At 44.7% G+C, this 17,339-nt stretch carries 15 protein-coding genes; 7 read left to right on the plus strand and 8 right to left on the minus strand.

The annotated features are described in order from the left end of the window. Positions 1-137: 137 nt before the first annotated feature. From tyrS to B5F25_RS08810, 7 genes are all read right to left on the minus strand, one after another. Positions 138-1,430 (minus strand): tyrosine--tRNA ligase, encoded by a 1,293-nt coding sequence (gene tyrS / locus B5F25_RS08780; RefSeq protein ID WP_013618290.1) that lies wholly within the window; start codon positions 1,428-1,430, stop codon positions 138-140. Between the two features lie 75 nt (positions 1,431-1,505). Then, the gene (locus B5F25_RS08785; RefSeq protein WP_087248985.1) at positions 1,506-2,147 is read right to left on the minus strand and encodes a TatD family hydrolase; all 642 of its coding nucleotides are present in this window, start codon (positions 2,145-2,147) and stop codon (positions 1,506-1,508) included. Between the two features lie 44 nt (positions 2,148-2,191). Continuing rightward, positions 2,192-2,413: a membrane protein insertion efficiency factor YidD gene (yidD, locus tag B5F25_RS08790; RefSeq protein WP_013618288.1), complete on the minus strand. Its 222-nt coding sequence runs from the start codon at positions 2,411-2,413 to the stop codon at positions 2,192-2,194. Between the two features lie 3 nt (positions 2,414-2,416). Continuing rightward, on the minus strand, positions 2,417-2,812 hold the full coding sequence (gene rnpA / locus B5F25_RS08795) for a ribonuclease P protein component (protein WP_087248987.1): 396 nt from the start codon (positions 2,810-2,812) through the stop codon (positions 2,417-2,419). Between the two features lie 107 nt (positions 2,813-2,919). Next, positions 2,920-3,666, minus strand: coding sequence for a uroporphyrinogen-III synthase (locus B5F25_RS08800; protein WP_022039953.1), 747 nt, complete (start codon positions 3,664-3,666; stop codon positions 2,920-2,922). Between the two features lie 4 nt (positions 3,667-3,670). Beyond that, a complete protein-coding gene (locus B5F25_RS08805; RefSeq protein ID WP_087248989.1) occupies positions 3,671-4,474 on the minus strand; it encodes a DUF4271 domain-containing protein in 804 nt (267 codons plus the stop codon). Further along, on the minus strand, positions 4,471-5,058 hold the full coding sequence (locus tag B5F25_RS08810; RefSeq protein ID WP_087248991.1) for a TIGR00730 family Rossman fold protein: 588 nt from the start codon (positions 5,056-5,058) through the stop codon (positions 4,471-4,473). Before B5F25_RS08810 ends, B5F25_RS08805 begins: the two co-directional genes overlap by 4 nt. A 108-nt stretch (positions 5,059-5,166) precedes the next feature. Between B5F25_RS08810 and B5F25_RS21640 the strand changes: the two genes are divergently transcribed. Continuing rightward, the gene (locus tag B5F25_RS21640; protein ID WP_158098091.1) at positions 5,167-5,337 is read left to right on the plus strand and encodes a hypothetical protein; all 171 of its coding nucleotides are present in this window, start codon (positions 5,167-5,169) and stop codon (positions 5,335-5,337) included. Between the two features lie 33 nt (positions 5,338-5,370). Here the strand turns inward: B5F25_RS21640 and metK are convergent, their stop codons facing one another. Continuing rightward, positions 5,371-6,666, minus strand: coding sequence for a methionine adenosyltransferase (metK, locus tag B5F25_RS08815; protein ID WP_022039956.1), 1,296 nt, complete (start codon positions 6,664-6,666; stop codon positions 5,371-5,373). Positions 6,667-7,309: 643 nt separating this feature from the next. Here metK and B5F25_RS08825 point away from each other — a divergent pair. The 6 genes from B5F25_RS08825 (at position 7,310) to B5F25_RS08850 (ending at position 17,190) form a co-directional block, all read left to right on the plus strand. Further along, positions 7,310-8,443, plus strand: a complete 1,134-nt coding sequence (locus tag B5F25_RS08825) for a glycoside hydrolase family 76 protein (protein ID WP_241148383.1) — start codon at positions 7,310-7,312, stop codon at positions 8,441-8,443. Positions 8,444-8,582: 139 nt separating this feature from the next. Continuing rightward, positions 8,583-9,941 (plus strand): glycoside hydrolase family 125 protein, encoded by a 1,359-nt coding sequence (locus B5F25_RS08830; protein WP_087249015.1) that lies wholly within the window; start codon positions 8,583-8,585, stop codon positions 9,939-9,941. A 4-nt stretch (positions 9,942-9,945) separates the two neighbouring features. Beyond that, on the plus strand, positions 9,946-11,070 hold the full coding sequence (locus tag B5F25_RS08835; protein WP_022039960.1) for a glycoside hydrolase family 88 protein: 1,125 nt from the start codon (positions 9,946-9,948) through the stop codon (positions 11,068-11,070). 27 nt (positions 11,071-11,097) lie between these two features. Next, positions 11,098-13,044: a glycoside hydrolase family 97 protein gene (locus B5F25_RS08840; RefSeq protein WP_087248997.1), complete on the plus strand. Its 1,947-nt coding sequence runs from the start codon at positions 11,098-11,100 to the stop codon at positions 13,042-13,044. 18 nt (positions 13,045-13,062) lie between these two features. Then, complete coding sequence (locus B5F25_RS08845) at positions 13,063-15,225, plus strand: alpha-glucuronidase family glycosyl hydrolase (protein WP_087249017.1); 2,163 nt, start codon at positions 13,063-13,065, stop codon at positions 15,223-15,225. A gap of 24 nt (positions 15,226-15,249) precedes the next feature. After that, the gene (locus B5F25_RS08850; protein WP_087248999.1) at positions 15,250-17,190 is read left to right on the plus strand and encodes a hypothetical protein; all 1,941 of its coding nucleotides are present in this window, start codon (positions 15,250-15,252) and stop codon (positions 17,188-17,190) included. Positions 17,191-17,339 lie beyond the last annotated feature (149 nt).

The raw sequence follows: 17,339 nt of genomic DNA on the forward strand, positions 1-17,339 counted from the left end.
GCACAGAGTTTTTTATTGTCAATTTCTCCGTGTATCTGCGTCTCTGTGTTCAATATAAAAGATTAACGGATTTTTCGCTCATTTCTGATTGACTATAACTTTAAAATCCGTGTAATCTGTGGTGAATAGCTTTATACTTACTTCGCGATAATCAAATAATAATTCTTCTTGCCGCGCTGAACAAGCAAGTATTTCTCATCCAGCAAATCATCGGCAGTAATCACTTGGTCGAATGCGGTAAGCTTTTCCTTGTTCAGCGATACGCCTCCGCCTTGCGTCATCTTACGCATCTCGCCTTTCGAGGGGAAAATAGCGGCTTTCTCCACAAACAAGTCTACAGCCTTGATGCCGGCTTCTATTTCGCTCTTAGCCACCTCAAACTGAGGCACACCTTCGAATACGGAAAGCAACGTGTCTTCGTCCAGACGCTTCAAGGCATCAGAAGTGGCGTTTCCGAAAAGAATGCCCGATGCTTCTACCGCTGCATTATAGTCTTCTTCAGAATGTACCATGACGGTAACTTCTCGTGCCAGACGTTTCTGGAGCACACGCAAGTGTGGAGCTTCCTTATGCTCGGCAATCAGCGCATCGATTTCTTCTTTCGTAAGCGAAGTGAATATCTTGATGTAGCGTTCGGCATCTTCATCGCTCACGTTCAGCCAGAACTGGTAGAATTTATAAGGAGAGGTATAACGTGCGTCCAACCATACGTTTCCGCTTTCGGTCTTGCCGAACTTCGTGCCGTCGGCTTTCGTCACCAGCGGACAGGTAAGGGCGAACACTTCTCCCCCATTGGTACGGCGAATCAATTCGGCACCCGTAGTGATGTTCCCCCACTGGTCGCTTCCGCCTAATTGGAGCTTGCATCCGCGGGTTTCATATAAATGCAAAAAGTCATATCCCTGGAGCAGCTGATACGTGAACTCGGTGAATGAAAGTCCGTCGCGTGCCTCGCCGTTCAAGCGTTTCTGCACCGAGTCCTTCGCCATCATATAGTTGACGGTGATGTGCTTGCCTACGGTTCGGGCAAAATCGAGGAAGGTGAAGTCTTTCATCCAATCGTAATTGTTCACCAGTTCTGCACGGTTCGGGGCATCCGACTCGAAGTCGAGGAACTTGCCCAACTGTTTCTTGATGCACTCTTGGTTATGGCGCAGGGTTTCTTCGTCCAGCAGATTCCGCTCCTGCGATTTGCCGGAAGGGTCGCCAATCATACCCGTAGCTCCGCCCACCAAAGCCAAAGGCTTGTGTCCGCAACGCTGGAAATGCCGCAACATCATTACACCACACAAGTGTCCGATATGCAAGGAATCGGCAGTAGGGTCGATACCCAAGTAAGCCGTTACCATTTCTTTTTCCAACAATTCTTCTGTGCCCGGCATCATGTTATGCACCATTCCGCGCCATTTTAATTCTTCTACAAAATTCATCGAATGAGATTCTTAGTTTAACATTATATTAAAGTCAACGGCAAAAGTACGACACTTTATCTGAATAACCAATTTTTACCGGTTAAAAAAGAGCGAGTTAACCGTCCGGCTGACATTATCCGCCAATAATTCCGGATGGATTCCGCGTATCTCTGCCGCCCTATGGTATAAGGTATGGATAGGCACACGGCTCTCATCGGTTTCCAGCAAGAAGGTTCCTTCAGGCATATACCGCAATGCATCCGCGTGATAATGTTCGCCGAAAGAGAGGTAAAACCCTTGCCTTACGAGGCTCTGCGCCAGTTCCTTCTTTCCCCGAAAGCCGTGGACAATCCAAGGCTGGGAAGGATGAATTTCTTTTTTCAAGGCAATCAATTCATTATAAACCTTTACGGCATGGATAACCAGAGGCAGGCTGTAGTGTTCGGAAAGAGAAACTATCATGCGGAAAGCTTCCTCTTGCAAGGAAAAAGGCGCATGACAACACTTATCAAGCCCCGCTTCTCCCAAAGCAATCACCCGCTTGTCTTTTCCCAACACAGATTCTATCCACCGGAGCTGCATCGGATAATTCTCGGAAGTAAGATACCACGGATGTATCCCCACCGAAAGCCACATAGCTTCATCGGGTAAAGGAATATACTTGCTATCGGCATTGAATATAGCTTCGGAAGGACATGCAGATAAGTGATGAGTATGGACATCAAAACACATCATAATAAATGAAGAATGAAGAATTAAGAATCCTCTGTAGTGAATAACTAAGGAACAGGGTCGTATCCCGAACCTCCCCACGGATGGCACCGCAACAGGCGGCGTATGGCAAGGTAAAGCCCTTTGAACGGACCGTGTTTCTTTATTGCCTGAACGGCATATTCCGAACATGTGGGTGTAAACCGGCACGATGGAGGCGTAAAGGGAGAAATGCAGTTCCGATAAAAATAAATGGGAAGTAAAAGCAAAAACGAAAGTATCTTTTTCATGCTTCATCCGACACGCTCCGCTATCAGCTGGAGCAACTTTTTCACCTTTTCATCTACTTCCGGAGAAGCATGAAGCTCATCATCGAGCCAAATGAAAGCGACCGCAAGTTTCTTGCCTTTCGCTTCTAAAGCATCTGTCAGCAGAGACTTGTTTTTACGGTAGGCTTCCCTGATTTGCCGTTTCACCCGATTGCGTTTTACCGCACGCTTGAAACGCTTTTTAGAGACACTAATCAAGACAGAGACCTCAGGAAGACCTGCATTTTCCACTGGCATATAAACAGCACGCAAAGGAAAAACAGCCAATGACTTGCTGCCTCCTGCAAACAATTTGTCAATCACCAGCAAGCTGCTTAAATGTTCCTTTTTCGGAAAAGTTTTTTTTACCGGTTCTGTCATAATTTGAATATTAAAGAAACGCAGGTTAACGCAGATTTTCACAGATTTATATTATACTATCCGCGCCAACCTGCGTTAATCTGCGTTTCAATATATACCGATGAATCTTATTTATTATGTTCGCGGATAAACATATCCAATGCGGCAGGCATCGAAGGAGCAGCTACCGTAGGAGCTTCCAAATCCAGACGCAATCCTGCATCTTTTACCGCCTTTGCCGTAGTCGGTCCGAAACTTCCGATGGCGATATCCTTCTGCTCGAACTTAGGGAAGTTCTTCATCAATGATTGGATTCCAGCCGGACTGAAGAAAATCAGCATATCATAATCAAAATCTTCTTCCGGTGTGAAATCATTACTTACGGTACGGTACATCACCGCTTCAGTATGTTGGATGTGATGTTTATCCAACAAGTCTTTCACTTCATCGTTATGCACGTCCGACATCGGAATCAGATACTTCTCCGTACTGTGCTTCACAATTACAGGCACTAAATCGACAAACTTGCCCGTAGCGCCGAAGAATACTTTTCTTTTACGGTATTGAACATATTTCTGAATATACAAAGCTATGGCTTCCGAAGTACAGAAATACTTCATCGTCTCAGGGACAGTTACACGCAACTCCGCACAAAGGTTGAAAAAATGGTCTATGGCGTGACGCGAAGTAAATACGACGGCAGTATGATCCAATATGGAAATCTTCTGTTGTCTAAATTCCTTTGCCGACAAACTCTCAACTTTTATAAACGGGCGAAAATCTATTTTCACTCCGTACTTCTCAGCAATGTCAAAATAAGGTGACTTTTCTGATGTAGGTTTAGGCTGAGAAACGAGGACTTTTTTAATCTTCAAGGCACTAAAAATTTAAAATCACAATCTGGTTCATATAGAGGATACCTTTCGCCAACAGCAAAAGGGGTACCATTTCGAGGGCACAAAAGTACAGAATAAAATGTAGAAAACCATAACTTTGGTTGAAAAAGTTCCTAAATCCCCTATAAAATAACAATATTTTAGCGGAAATCAACGTAAAAGTTATCAATATATTACTAATAATGACATCGGGACGAAAGTAAATAATGAACAAGATAATAGGCAACAACAGGAAACATTGGGCACTAAGAAGGTCGAAGTATGTCTGAATCCACGCCTTGCTTTGCTCCTTCTCAAAGAAAACCCAGTTGACAAAATTATAACTTCCCCACTTGAACAACATATAAAAAATCGACAACAAAATGTACCCACCAATCAATGCCTCGTGAGGAGTAATATAAACCAATGCCGGAAATGACTCCACCGAATAATAATAGAAAAACAGACCGTAACAAATACAAGTCAAGAGTGGAAATACCATCGTATACCCATTGTCCGTACCTTGCACCTCATCGAACAGGCTACTGCGGTCCTTGCGCTGAAACAGGCTTCTGATATGCTGGATGATATATTTCTTTCCATTCTTCACAATATGCGAAAACACAAGGAAACAAAACAAAAGCAGGCACGTAACCGACCATTCGGAACGAATCTGGTAAGGTAAAACCTCACCCGGCATACCAGAAACAGTCTGCATACTTCTCACCAAGGCACTATCGAGTTGCAAGGACTCTTCGTGTACCTTTTCGACAATGTATTCGAATCCGACGGAGCATGTATCGTTCATACAGCTGCAAATTTACAGATTTTCTTGTCCCATGCCGGAAGAGAAACGCATAGCTCCACAGCTTCCTCGGGAGTAAAGGCCACTTGCCAAAGCGATTCGTGTTCGCGACGCATAAATTGCTGGCCGATGGCTTTCTCTAACATTTCTATCAACGGATTATAAAACTCTTGGATATTCAAGACAACAATCGGTTTAAGGTAAAGTCCCAGTTGCTTCCACGTAATGACTTCCAACAATTCTTCCATCGTGCCACATCCTCCAGGAAGCGCAATGACAGCATCCGACATACGCGCCATCAAGCTCTTACGCTCGTGCATCGTTTCTGTCTCCACCAACTGTGTCAAGCCGGAATGATGCCAGCCCCGCTCTACCATAAACCGGGGAATAACACCCGTTACCGTACCGCCTGCAGCAAGGACTGTATTGTTAAGGCACCCCATCAACCCTACCTTACCTGCCCCATCAATCAAGTTTATCCCTTTTTCCGCCAAAAGATATCCCAGCCTTTCGGCAGCTTTAAAATAAACCGGAGCAATTTGCGGGCTGGATGCACAATATACACAGATATTCTTTATTTCACTCATAATGTCAAGTGATTCATGAAACGCAGATTAACACAGATTTTCACAGATTTTCACAGATAAATTAAAAAATTCTTTCTGCGTTAGAAGCTGTTTTGAATTTATCGTGCGATGATTTGGGATGAGTTTTTGAGGCATTTTCGCTTCTGTGATGAGGAAGATAGCGGGCTATCTGACGAAGAACAGGAGCGAAAAAGACCAAAAAATCGCCCAAAGCACACACGAAAACGGGTACATCAAGCCAAGAAAAACTTTTTGGAGAAATTCAAAACAGCTTCTTAATCTGCGAAAATCTGCGTTTCCATTATAATTATTTTACTTCAGCCCGAAAGCCGCTTTCACTTTATCCACATAGTCCAGTTTTTCCCATGTGAAAAGCTCCACTTCCACATCTTTGTTGCCTTCGTAAAGCGATTCGAAATGCTTGATCACCTTTCTCGGTTCACGTCCCATATGACCGTAAGCGGCTGTCTCACTATAAATAGGATTACGGAGCTTCAGACGTTCCTCGATGGCATACGGACGCATATCGAACAACTCGTCTACTTTCTTCGCAATCTCACCGTCACTCATGGCTACATGGCTTCGTCCATAAGTGTTGACGTAGATATTTATAGGACGTGCCACGCCAATGGCATACGACACCTGTACCAATACCTCATCGGCCACACCCGCTGCTACCAGATTCTTGGCTATGTGACGTGCGGCGTATGCAGCGCTGCGATCCACTTTACTGGGGTCTTTTCCCGAAAAGGCACCACCACCATGTGCACCTGCACCTCCGTAAGTATCCACAATAATTTTACGCCCGGTCAATCCCGTATCTCCATGAGGTCCTCCGATAACAAACTTACCAGTAGGATTCACATGATACGTGATTTGGTCGTTGAACAACTTCAACACTTCCGGATGATGAATCTCGGCTATCACGCGGGGAATCAGGATGCCGATTACGTCCTTGCGAATCTGTTCCAACATTGCCCGATCTGCCTTTTCCTGTGCTTCCGGCGTATCGTCTTCTGGCAAAATAAATTCATCATGCTGCGTAGAGATTACGATTGTATCAATACGTACCGGACGCCGGTTGTCATCATATTCGATAGTCACCTGACTTTTCGCATCCGGACGAAGGTAAGTCATCACTTTACCTTCACGACGGATTTCGGCAAGCACAATCAGCAACTTATGCGCCAGGTCGAGCGACAACGGCATATAGTTTTCGGTCTCATTCGTTGCATAACCGAACATCATCCCCTGGTCGCCCGCACCCTGATTCATAGGGTCTTCACGTTCCACGCCACGGTTGATGTCGGGGCTTTGTTCATGAATAGCGGAGAGTACCCCGCACGAATTGCCTTCGAACATATATTCGCTCTTGGTATAACCGATACGGTTAATCACCTCACGTGCTACTCGTTGAAGGTCGATGTAAGCCTTTGTTTTCACTTCTCCTGCCAGCACCACCTGTCCGGTAGTGACCAATGTTTCGCAAGCTACTTTCGAACTGGGGTCATAAGCCAACAGTTTGTCAAGCACAGCGTCGGAAATCTGATCCGCCACTTTATCGGGGTGTCCTTCAGACACCGATTCGGATGTGAATAAATATCCCATTTCTGTTTTATAAATTAAAAGGATTAATAAATGCCGTGTACGGACAGAGTAGGAATCGCAAGATGCGGGAGAATCTGATGAATGTGTTTTAGCATTTTTTTCCGTGGTTGCAAGCTACTCAAATCTTTCCACTTTTAAATTCGATGCAAAGATACGCATATTCCTTGAAATACAGGTGTGGTGAAAACTTATTTAACATATCGGCGCAACGACCTTCCTCTTCTGCCTGGACAATAAGCTGGGACACAACAAAAATACATATAGCTTTTAATTTTCCGAAAAAAAAATCAACCACATATCCGATTACGAAAGTACGGATTTTTCTTCTCTTTACCAATAAGAATCAAATAGTTTTTGCAAGATAACATGAAGGACATTTCATTCTAGCCTAAGAACAATAGCATATAAGGATGACTAAAAGCATATACTTTTTGCAAAAACGAATACATTCTGCCGTTCCATCTTTAAAAAAAACAATAACAACATACATTATTGTCAATACCAGAACTAGTAAAACAAAAATCATATACTACATTTGCGTATCCTAAATATAAAGTTAACGCATATGGTAAAAACAAAAACACTTTTATTTATATTGTTAGGAATAACATATCTATGCAACCAAACAGCATGTAAACAACATTTGTCTACAAAAGAACTGCTCATACAACATGCCACTTCACTCCTTGACAGTACATTACAGTATTATCATATAAAGGAGACTTATCTTTTCTCGGAAAATTATCCTCCCGAACAGAATGCAACCGCCACGTATCTGGCAGAGCCCGATACGGCACACGTACATAAAGCCGCTTATCTATGGCCTACATCCGGCATGTTTTCCGCCATAAATGCCCTGCTCAAAGTTACAGGAGACGAACGGTATGCCACCCTGCTGGACAGCCTGATTCTACCGGGTCTTCAATGCTACCACGATACTGTCCGCAAGCCGGATGCTTACCAGTCGTATCTGACATCGTCCGGACTTTCCGACCGCTATTATGATGATAACATCTGGTTGGGCATCGACTTCGTGGAAAGTTATGAACTGACTAAAAAGCCTGCTTTCTTAGAGTCCGCTGAAGCTATCTGGCATTTCCTTGAAAGTGGACGGGATACCTTGCTGGGAGACGGCATCTATTGGTGCGAACAAAAGAAATTCTCGAAAAATACTTGCTCCAATGCACCTGCCGCCGTATTGGCTTTGAAACTCTATCGTGCTACGAAGAACGAGCTATATCTGAAAGCCGGCAAGGAGCTGTATCACTGGACCAAGAACACCTTGCAGGATATGGCGGATGACTTGTATTTCGATAATATCCGATTGGCAGATGCCCATATCGGGAAAACCAAGTATGCTTATAATAGCGGACAAATGTTGCAGGCAGGTGCCTTGCTTTACCAGCTGACCGGCGAACCGCAATATCTGGAAGCCATCAAGAAGCTGGCTCAAGCCTGCGGCACTTATTTTTTCCAACATTCTACCCAAGAACCTTCACACAAGGTATTGAAAGACGGGAATATATGGTTTACCGCTATCCTGTTGCGTGGCTTCGAAGAGATGTACCGCATTGATCACAATCCGCGTTATCTGCATGATTTCATCACGACACTGGACCAACTATGGGCATGCAACAAGAATAAAGAAGGATTGTTTGATGATAACCGTTTTGCCGGTTCCGACGGAAATGGAGACACGCATAAATGGTTACTGACCCAGGCTGCCCTTATCGAGATGTATGCCCGGTTATCCGCTTTTGACATAGAAAAACAATAACCAAACTATCACTATCATGAAAAAACAACTCGTCAACAACAAATTGCGGGCAGGACTTTGTATCTGTCTTGCCTTAACTTCCTATCCGCTCTTCGCATCGGAGCATGCTCCGGTACCGGCAGAAAGCAGCTGGATAGCTATGCGCGACAATATCGGACAATTCGTATCGAAACGTCCGCCCAAAGAAGAGCGCCTTTTCCATTCGGAAATCATCGAGAAAAAAATAAAGGAGGTCAAGCAGATGCTGACCAATCCTTACTTAGCATGGATGTTCGAAAACTGCTTTCCCAATACCCTGGATACAACTGTTCATTACCGGACACAAGACGGGGAAGACGACACGTTCGTCTATACCGGCGACATTCATGCCATGTGGCTCCGCGACTCCGGAGCACAGGTCTGGCCTTATGTACTGTTTGCCAACGAAGATGCAGATTTGAAAAAGATGATTCGTGGTGTCATTCTCAGGCAATGGAAATGTATCAACATCGACCCGTATGCCAATGGGTTCAACGACGGACCTACCGGAGGTCCGTGGATGAATGATCTGACGGACATGAAACCCGAACTGCACGAACGCAAATACGAAATAGACTCTTTATGCTATCCCTTACGGCTTGCCTATCATTATTGGGAAGTGACGGGAGATGCATCTATCTTCGGGGAAGAATGGCTGGAGGCTATCGGCAACATTGTAAAGACCTTCCGTGAACAACAACGAAAGGACGGTCCCGGTCCTTATACATTTCAACGAAAAACGGAACGGCAACTGGATACCATGTCAAATAACGGATATGGTCATCCAGTAAAACCTGTAGGACTGATTGTCTCTTCTTTCCGCCCCTCTGATGATGCCTCAACCTACCAGTTCCTGATACCTGCCAACTTTTTTGCTGTAACTTCTCTGCGGAAAGCAGCTCGGATTTTGTCGGAAGTCAACCAAAAGCAGGAACTTGCCGACGAATGTACGGCACTTGCCGATGAAGTGGCGCAGGCTTTAGACCAATATGCCACCTTCAATCATCCCCAATATGGAACCATTTATGCTTTTGAAGTAGACGGATTCGGCAATCAGCTTTTCATGGACGATGCCAATGTGCCCAGCCTGCTGGCAATGCCCTATTTGGGCGATATAGATGTAAATGATCCCATTTACCAGAATACACGTCGCTTTGTATGGAGCGAAGATAATCCTTATTTTTTCAAGGGTACGGCCGGAGAAGGTATAGGAGGACCTCATATCGGTTATGACATGATATGGCCAATGAGTATCATGATGAAAGCTTTCACCAGTCAGGATGATGCGGAAATAGCTGCTTGCATCCGAATGCTTATGAAAACCGATGCCGGCACAGGCTTCATACACGAATCTTTTCACAAGAATGACCCTAATAAATTCACCCGCCCTTGGTTTGCCTGGCAAAACACGTTGTTCGGTGAATTGATATTAAAACTCATCCAAGACGGTAAACTTGATTTGTTGAACCAAATAAAATGAAAGAATGAAAATAAGACGAATTCTATTACAATTGATGATAACTTGCCTGCCTTTGGCAAGCTATGCCCAACAGGAATTTAGAAACTGGCCGAAAGGCACATCACCGGAAGAGATAGGTCAGTTGGTCAGTAAGCGTTTCGTAGAAGTACCTCATCCCAATTTTGACGGTAATCCCACTCCTCCCAATGAGATTACATATCCGGAGACTTGTGCCTGGTTTGGTGCTTTACGCTATGCAGATGTCACACGCAATCGGGAATTACTCAAACAACTGGAAGAACGCTTCTTGCCTATATTCGGTCCGGAACGCCGTTTACAACCTTTACCAGACCATGTAGACCATACCGTATTCGGCATTATCCCGTTGCAACTTTATATGCAAACCCGTAATGAAGTTTATTATCATCTAGGCATGTGGTATGCCGACGCCCAATGGCAAATGCCCCGCCAAAACAAACATCAGGCGGCATATCAGGCTTTGTTAGACAAAAATCTTTCGTGGCAGACACGCTATTGGATAGACGACATGTTTATGATTACAGCCATCCAATCACAGGCTTACTATGTAACTAAAAACCGTACCTATATTGATCGTACGGCACACGAAATGGTAGCCTATCTTGACAAGATACAACGTCCTAACGGATTGTTTTATCATGCAGAAGATGCACCTTTCTATTGGGGAAGAGGCAACGGGTGGATGGCTGCCGGTATGACAGAACTACTCGGACTTTTACCGGAAGACAATCCGGACCGTCCACGCATCCTTTCTTCTTACCGCAAGATGATGAAGACTTTACTTGATTATCAGAAAGAAGATGGTTTATGGGGACAATTGGTAGACGACCCGACCACTTGGACTGAAACATCCGGCTCCGCCATGTTCACGTATGCCATGATAAAAGGAGTCAAACGAGGTTGGTTAAAAGCAGAAACATATGCACCGGCAGTCCGCAAAGCGTGGATTGCCCTGACTGGTCATATTGATGAGCAAGGAGATATAGACGGGGTATGCGAAGGAACCAACAAGACTAATGACCGGCAATTCTATCTCAACCGTCGAACCCTGCCTGGAAACATGCACGGGCAAGCTCCAATATTATGGTGTGTCACGGCATTTTTAGAATAAGAACAAACCTATCAATCAATTTATATCATGAAAAAGACATTTCTATTATTGTCCATTCTATGCAGCATGTGCATATATTGCCTGCAAGTACAAGGAAAAGAAATCAGTATTTCTTCGCCCAATAACAGGCTGAAGGTAAATATCAACTTGAAAGACAAAATTTATTATTCAGTCTATACGGGTGATACATTGTTGCTGAAAGACTGTACGTTAGGATTGACCTTAAAAGAAGAGAACTTAGGCATAAATCCACGTCTGCGTCGCACTAAACGAGGCACAATTGATGAAACCATACAGCGTGAAATTCCCCTGAAGAATGCCAAAGTAAGAAATCATTGCAATACCCTCCGTTTAAGTTTTGCAGGAGGATATGCGGTTGATTTCCGTGTATTCGATACGGGAATAGCTTATCGTTTTGTCCTAGAGAAAGAAGGAGAAGTAGAAGTTATGGATGAAGACTTTACAATTGGTTTTCCCGATAACTATATAGCACACCTTTCTCAGCCCAATAGTTTCAAGACATCTTATGAATATCCCTATACCCATGTAGAAACTACAGCTTACCAATCAACCGACCGCATGAGTTATTTGCCGGTCCTGTTGGAAACGGACCATTCTTATAAGATTTTGATTTCAGAAGCTGATTTGGACGATTATCCTTGTCTGTTTCTGAAAAGTACAGGCAAGAATGGAATGCATGCGCTTTTCCCGAAATATCCGTTAAAGTTCGGTGAAGACGGAGACCGTAGCCTGAAGATATTGAAAGAAGCTGATTATATTGCCAAGACATCCGGAACACGGACATTTCCCTGGCGTTTCTTCGTCATTACAAACGATGACCGTCAAATCATAGCCAACGAAATGACATACAACCTGTCTTCTCCCTGTGAACTGGAAGATTACAGTTGGATTAAACCGGGACAAGTTAGCTGGGAATGGTGGCACGATGCCCGTTTGTTTGGTGTAGACTTCCGGTCAGGCTATAACATGGACTCCTATAAATATTATATTGACTTCGCTTCTACTTTTCATGTTCCTTATATCATCATGGACGAAGGATGGGCAAAAAGCACACGCGACCCCTTTACTCCCAATCCCGATATCAACCTGCCGGAACTGATACAATACGGCAAAGAGAAGAATGTCAAAATCATTTTATGGCTTACTTGGTTGACTGTAGAAAATCATTTCGACCTTTTCAAGACTTTTGCCGACTGGGGAGTTGCCGGAGTTAAAATAGACTTCATGGACCGCAGTGACCAATGGATGGTGAATTTCTATGAACGGGTAGCTCGGGAAGCAGCCAAACACAAACTATTGGTAGACTTTCACGGCTCCTTCAAACCGGCAGGCTTGGAACGCAGATACCCGAATGTTATATCTTATGAAGGTGTCTTGGGCATGGAACAAGGAGGCAACTGTAAACCGGAAAACAGTATTTGGCTGCCATTCATGCGTAATGCTGTAGGACCCATGGATTTTACGCCCGGTTCCATGTTCTCAGCCCAACCGGAAGATAACCGTTCTACCCGTGCCAATGCCATGGGTTCAGGAACCCGTGCATATCAAATGGCGCTGTTCGTTGTTTTTGAGAGTGGCTTGCAGATGCTGGCAGACAATCCGGTCTACTATTACCGGGAACGTCCTTGTACAGAGTTTATCACTCAGGTGCCTGTAACATGGGATGAAACAAAGGTATTGGATGCCAAAGCTGGAGAATATGTGCTAATAGCCCGCCGTAGTGGAGAGAAATGGTATATCGGAGCCATTACCAACAATGAAGGACGTACCCTGAAACTCGATTTGAGCTTTTTACCGAAAGATAAGCGAATGCACCTCACCTATTTTGAGGACGGCATTAATGCCGACCGTCAGGCTATGGATTACAAAAAGCAGGAAACCGATGTGGATTGTACTTCCCAACTGACCCTGAAGCTGGTGCGTAACGGAGGCTGGGCAGGTGTAATCGAATAACATATCAAAGACATGATTATGAAAACAAGAAGTATCGTGTTCGTCATAATGTGTTGTCTCATACAACTTGTCCGTGCCGAAAACGGATATGAGTTATGGCTACGCTATCAACCAATAGAAGATGCATCCTTACTTGATTCATATCGTCAAAAGCATATTGCTCTTTTCGTCCCTGTTTCATCTGATACATTGAAGGCTGCGAAAAAAGAATTGCAGTTAGGATTGAGAGGTTTACTAAATTATTCTTCTCAAGAAATCGCTTCATGGAACGAATTAAAAGAAGGTACACTGATTGCAGGTACTCCCCGGTCTCTGCCCGGCCTCAAGGATACGGACGTTTATAGAAAGCTGGACAGACTGACTGAGGAAGGATACCTTATAGCAAGCAGTCATATCGAAAAGAAGGCGGTAACGATTATCGCTGCCCGAACGGATATAGGCGTATTATATGGAGTGTTCCGCTATCTGCAACTTATGCAGACCCACCAGTCATTGGCACATCTGGATATAGCGGACAGTCCCAAGCTGAAATACCGCATGCTGAACCATTGGGACAACCTGAACGGTACAGTCGAACGGGGATATGCCGGATACAGCCTTTGGAACTGGGAAAGGCTTCCACGCTACAAAGACCCACGCTACACAGATTATGCCCGTGCCAATGCTTCTATCGGCATCAACGGTATTGTCTTGAACAATGTGAATGCCGAAGCCAAAAGCCTGCGTACCGACTGGCTGGTAAAAGCATCCGGGCTGGCTGATGTATTCCGTCCGTATGGCATCAAAATATACCTGACGGCAAAATTCAGCGCACCTAAGGAAATAGGTGGGCTGGATACTGCCAACCCGAAAGATGAACGGGTCAGACAATGGTGGAAAGACAAAGTAAAGGAAATCTATGGGCTGATTCCCGATTTTGGTGGTTTTTTAGTCAAGGCAAATTCAGAAGGACAACCTGGTCCGCAGGATTATGGATGCTCCCACGCAGAAGGTGCCAACCTGTTAGGAGAAGCATTGGAACCTTATGGCGGTATCGTATTCTGGAGAGCGTTCGTATATCAAAACGAACGGCATGTAGATCGGGTTGTCACCGGTTACAATGAATTTAAGCCGTTGGACGGACAGTTCGGAAAGAATGTTTTCGTACAACCTAAAAACGGTCCGATTGACTTCCAGCCACGCGAACCGTTTCATCCATTGTTCGGAAGCATGCCTGACACTCCATTAGCCATGGAATTCCAAATTACGCAAGAGAATTTGGGACATGCCGGTCATTTGGTATACCTGGGAACATTATTCGAAGAAACGCTCCAATCGGACACGTATGCCAACGGGAAAGGCACTACCGTATCGAAAGTATTGCAAAACTACCAGCATACGCACGGCATGTCGGCACTGGCAGGCGTACCAAATGTGGGGACCGACTTGAACTGGACAGGACATTTGTTCGGTCAAGCCAACTGGTACGCATTCGGACGTCTGTCATGGAATCCGGACATGCATGCCACTGACATTGCTGCTGAATGGGTAAAAATGACTTTTTCAACCAAACAGGAGGTACTTGAACCGATATTACGAATCATGTCTATGTCTCGTGAAGCGTATGTGAATTATACCATGCCATTAGGACTGAACCATATCATGAATTATGATACTCACAACGGTCCTGAACCTTGGCATAATGATCCGGTATGGACGGCATTCGACTATCATAAGGTAACGACAGACAGCATCGGAGTAGACCGTACTATGCAGGGTAGTGGAGCAACCCGCCAATACCATTCTCCTGTATTTGATAAATTTGATGACCTGAATACTTGTCCCGAGTCCTATCTGCTTTGGTTCCACCGGCTACCGTGGGATTATAAATTGAAATCAGGAAAAACGCTGTGGAACGGGCTGGTGGACCATTATTACAAAGGGGTGGAAGAAGTTCGACAGATGCAACGACTATGGGATACGCTGAAAGGAAAAATCGACAATGAACGTTTCAGGCATGTAGCTACTTTGCTAAAATATCAGGAGCAGGAGGCCATCTGGTGGCGTGACGGATGTCTGTTGTTCTTCCAGCAATATTCGGGCCGTCCGATTCCTTCGCAATACGAACAACCTGCACACTCATTGAAATATTATCAGTCCATACCTTTCCCATACGACTGGAATGGAGTGTATGAACACTGAAACAAACCTTTAATACAATGAATTATGCTGAAATATTTACTAATACTATTGAGTCTTATTCCTGTTGCTTCCATATCGGCACAGCAACCGGATGTTTATCAGACTATCCCTCAAGGTACTTACGAAGAACGTCGGACGCAATTCCTGCAATACTATTCGGAGAACGGAGGTAGTGGTCACCCCTTATATGAAGTATTCCGTCAGGCTGCCAGAGCAGCTGCCGGTTATCCTGCCGAACCAGACAGAATGCGTAAAGTTATTGACGTCATACGCTCCAATCATGATTGTAACGATTTTACACTCAATGGTCTGTTGCGTATGGTCTATTTAGACGAACAGCAGGATTATATTCCAGAATGTATGAAAGAAGATATCAAGGCTTGCATTCTTGATTTCAAATATTGGTGGGACGATGGTAGACGGGATACAACCTACCGTTGCTATCATACAGAAAACCATCAGGCATTATATCATACCGCAGAACTGTTGGCTGGACAACTATACAAACGGGAAAAGTTCACCAACGGAATGACCGGGCGAGAACACATGGCCCATGCCCAAAAACCATTGATGCAATGGCTAGATTATCGTTTCCGTTTCGGGTTCAGCGAATGGATGTCTACTTATTACGATGTGGAAGTATTACTGCTTGCCAATCTGTTTGATTTTGCAGAAGACCGGACAATCCGTACCAAAGCCGGTATGGTACTTGACCTGTTATTGTTCGATATCGCCTTGAACAATTACCAAGGTTTCTTAGGCTCATCTGCCGGACGCAACTATGCCAACTCTATCATCAGCGGTACCCACAATACCAGTCCGCTTTGTAAATTGGTTTTTGGAACCGGAACCTACAGCCGGAACGAAATCATGGGTCCAGTAGCTCTTTCTACCAGCTCTTACCGCTGCCCGCCAATTATCTGTGAAATTGCCACCGATTATCATACGCCGTTGCTCAACCGCCAACGGGTAAGCATCAACGTAGAAGATGCAGGACAATACGGAATCCCATACGATAAAGAACCGGAATGTCATCTCTTTTGGGGAATGCAGGAATTCATTCATCCGCTCGCCATCCGAATGTCAAAACAGATTTCAGAGAAATACGATGTATGGCCTTACCGCAATTACAATGACTACATCCAAAAGTACGATGCAGAGGTAGTCCAATACGGAAAGACGGTCAGCAACCGTCTGGACCGCTTTGCACTTTCAGAAGCCAACATCGAAACCTATCGTACTCCCGACTATATGTTAAGCTGTGCCTTAGACTACCGTAAAGGAGCGCCCGGCTATCAGCAGCATATCTGGCAGGCAACCCTCAGCAATACGGCATTGGTCTATACCAATTGCCCCGGAGGTAACAATCTGCGGTTCTCGCCCAATTACTGGTCGGGCAATGAGAGCTTGCCACGCGCTGCACAGTCGGGCAATGTGGTGATATGTATCTATAATCTTCCGGATAACCGGAAGCCGGACTTCACACACGGTTATTTCCCTGTACAGGAATTCGATGAAGTACATATTTCCGGTTCATGGATTTTCGGGCGCAAGGGAAATGGTTACGTAGCCTTGTATTCACAGAATACGCCGGAACTCACGACCGATTTCCGAGGAGTACTGTGTGATTTCCGCGCGCAAGGACGGCAGAATATCTGGATTTGTGAAACCGGTTCCCAATCTCAATGGGACAGTTTTTCCCGTTTTATCGAAGCTGTTTCTACAGCCTCCATTGATGCAGACGGGCTGAATGTAACCTATTGTTCTCCTTCCGAAGGCGCGGTTTCTTTTGGCTGGGATACCCCTTTCCGGACGAAGGATAAAAACATGCCCTTGCGCTGGAAGTACAGATACGACAATCCTTATTGCAAAACGCTATTCGATTCTTCTATCATACAAATTGAAAGAGAAGGCAAGAAACTGATGCTTGACCTTGAAAAAGGAAAAAGAACAGTTATTCCCTGACAGCAGACTGGAATAGATTTTGAATGTATATCATTATGGATACATAGCATGCTGTGTATCCATATGTTTTTTTGACCGTTTCAGAATCTGTTTTCAACCAACTTCCTTTTATGTTCTTGATAACAAAACCATAAAAGAGAGCTGTCTTC

It is taken from the genome of Bacteroides sp. An19, from assembly GCF_002160215.1.
GTDB lineage: Bacteria > Bacteroidota > Bacteroidia > Bacteroidales > Bacteroidaceae > Phocaeicola > Phocaeicola intestinalis.

Coding starts and splice junctions, on each gene's coding strand:
- B5F25_RS08810 (WP_087248991.1), bottom strand. CDS start 5,058: ATGAGTGAAATAAAGAATATCTGTGTATATTGTGCATCCAGCCCGCAA.
- tyrS (WP_013618290.1), bottom strand. CDS start 1,430: ATGAATTTTGTAGAAGAATTAAAATGGCGCGGAATGGTGCATAACATG.
- B5F25_RS08840 (WP_087248997.1), top strand. CDS start 11,098: ATGAAAAAGACATTTCTATTATTGTCCATTCTATGCAGCATGTGCATA.
- metK (WP_022039956.1), bottom strand. CDS start 6,666: ATGGGATATTTATTCACATCCGAATCGGTGTCTGAAGGACACCCCGAT.
- B5F25_RS21640 (WP_158098091.1), top strand. CDS start 5,167: ATGATTTGGGATGAGTTTTTGAGGCATTTTCGCTTCTGTGATGAGGAA.
- yidD (WP_013618288.1), bottom strand. CDS start 2,413: ATGAAAAAGATACTTTCGTTTTTGCTTTTACTTCCCATTTATTTTTAT.
- B5F25_RS08805 (WP_087248989.1), bottom strand. CDS start 4,474: ATGAACGATACATGCTCCGTCGGATTCGAATACATTGTCGAAAAGGTA.
- B5F25_RS08830 (WP_087249015.1), top strand. CDS start 8,583: ATGCGCGACAATATCGGACAATTCGTATCGAAACGTCCGCCCAAAGAA.
- rnpA (WP_087248987.1), bottom strand. CDS start 2,812: ATGACAGAACCGGTAAAAAAAACTTTTCCGAAAAAGGAACATTTAAGC.
- B5F25_RS08850 (WP_087248999.1), top strand. CDS start 15,250: ATGCTGAAATATTTACTAATACTATTGAGTCTTATTCCTGTTGCTTCC.
- B5F25_RS08835 (WP_022039960.1), top strand. CDS start 9,946: ATGAAAATAAGACGAATTCTATTACAATTGATGATAACTTGCCTGCCT.
- B5F25_RS08785 (WP_087248985.1), bottom strand. CDS start 2,147: ATGATGTGTTTTGATGTCCATACTCATCACTTATCTGCATGTCCTTCC.
- B5F25_RS08845 (WP_087249017.1), top strand. CDS start 13,063: ATGAAAACAAGAAGTATCGTGTTCGTCATAATGTGTTGTCTCATACAA.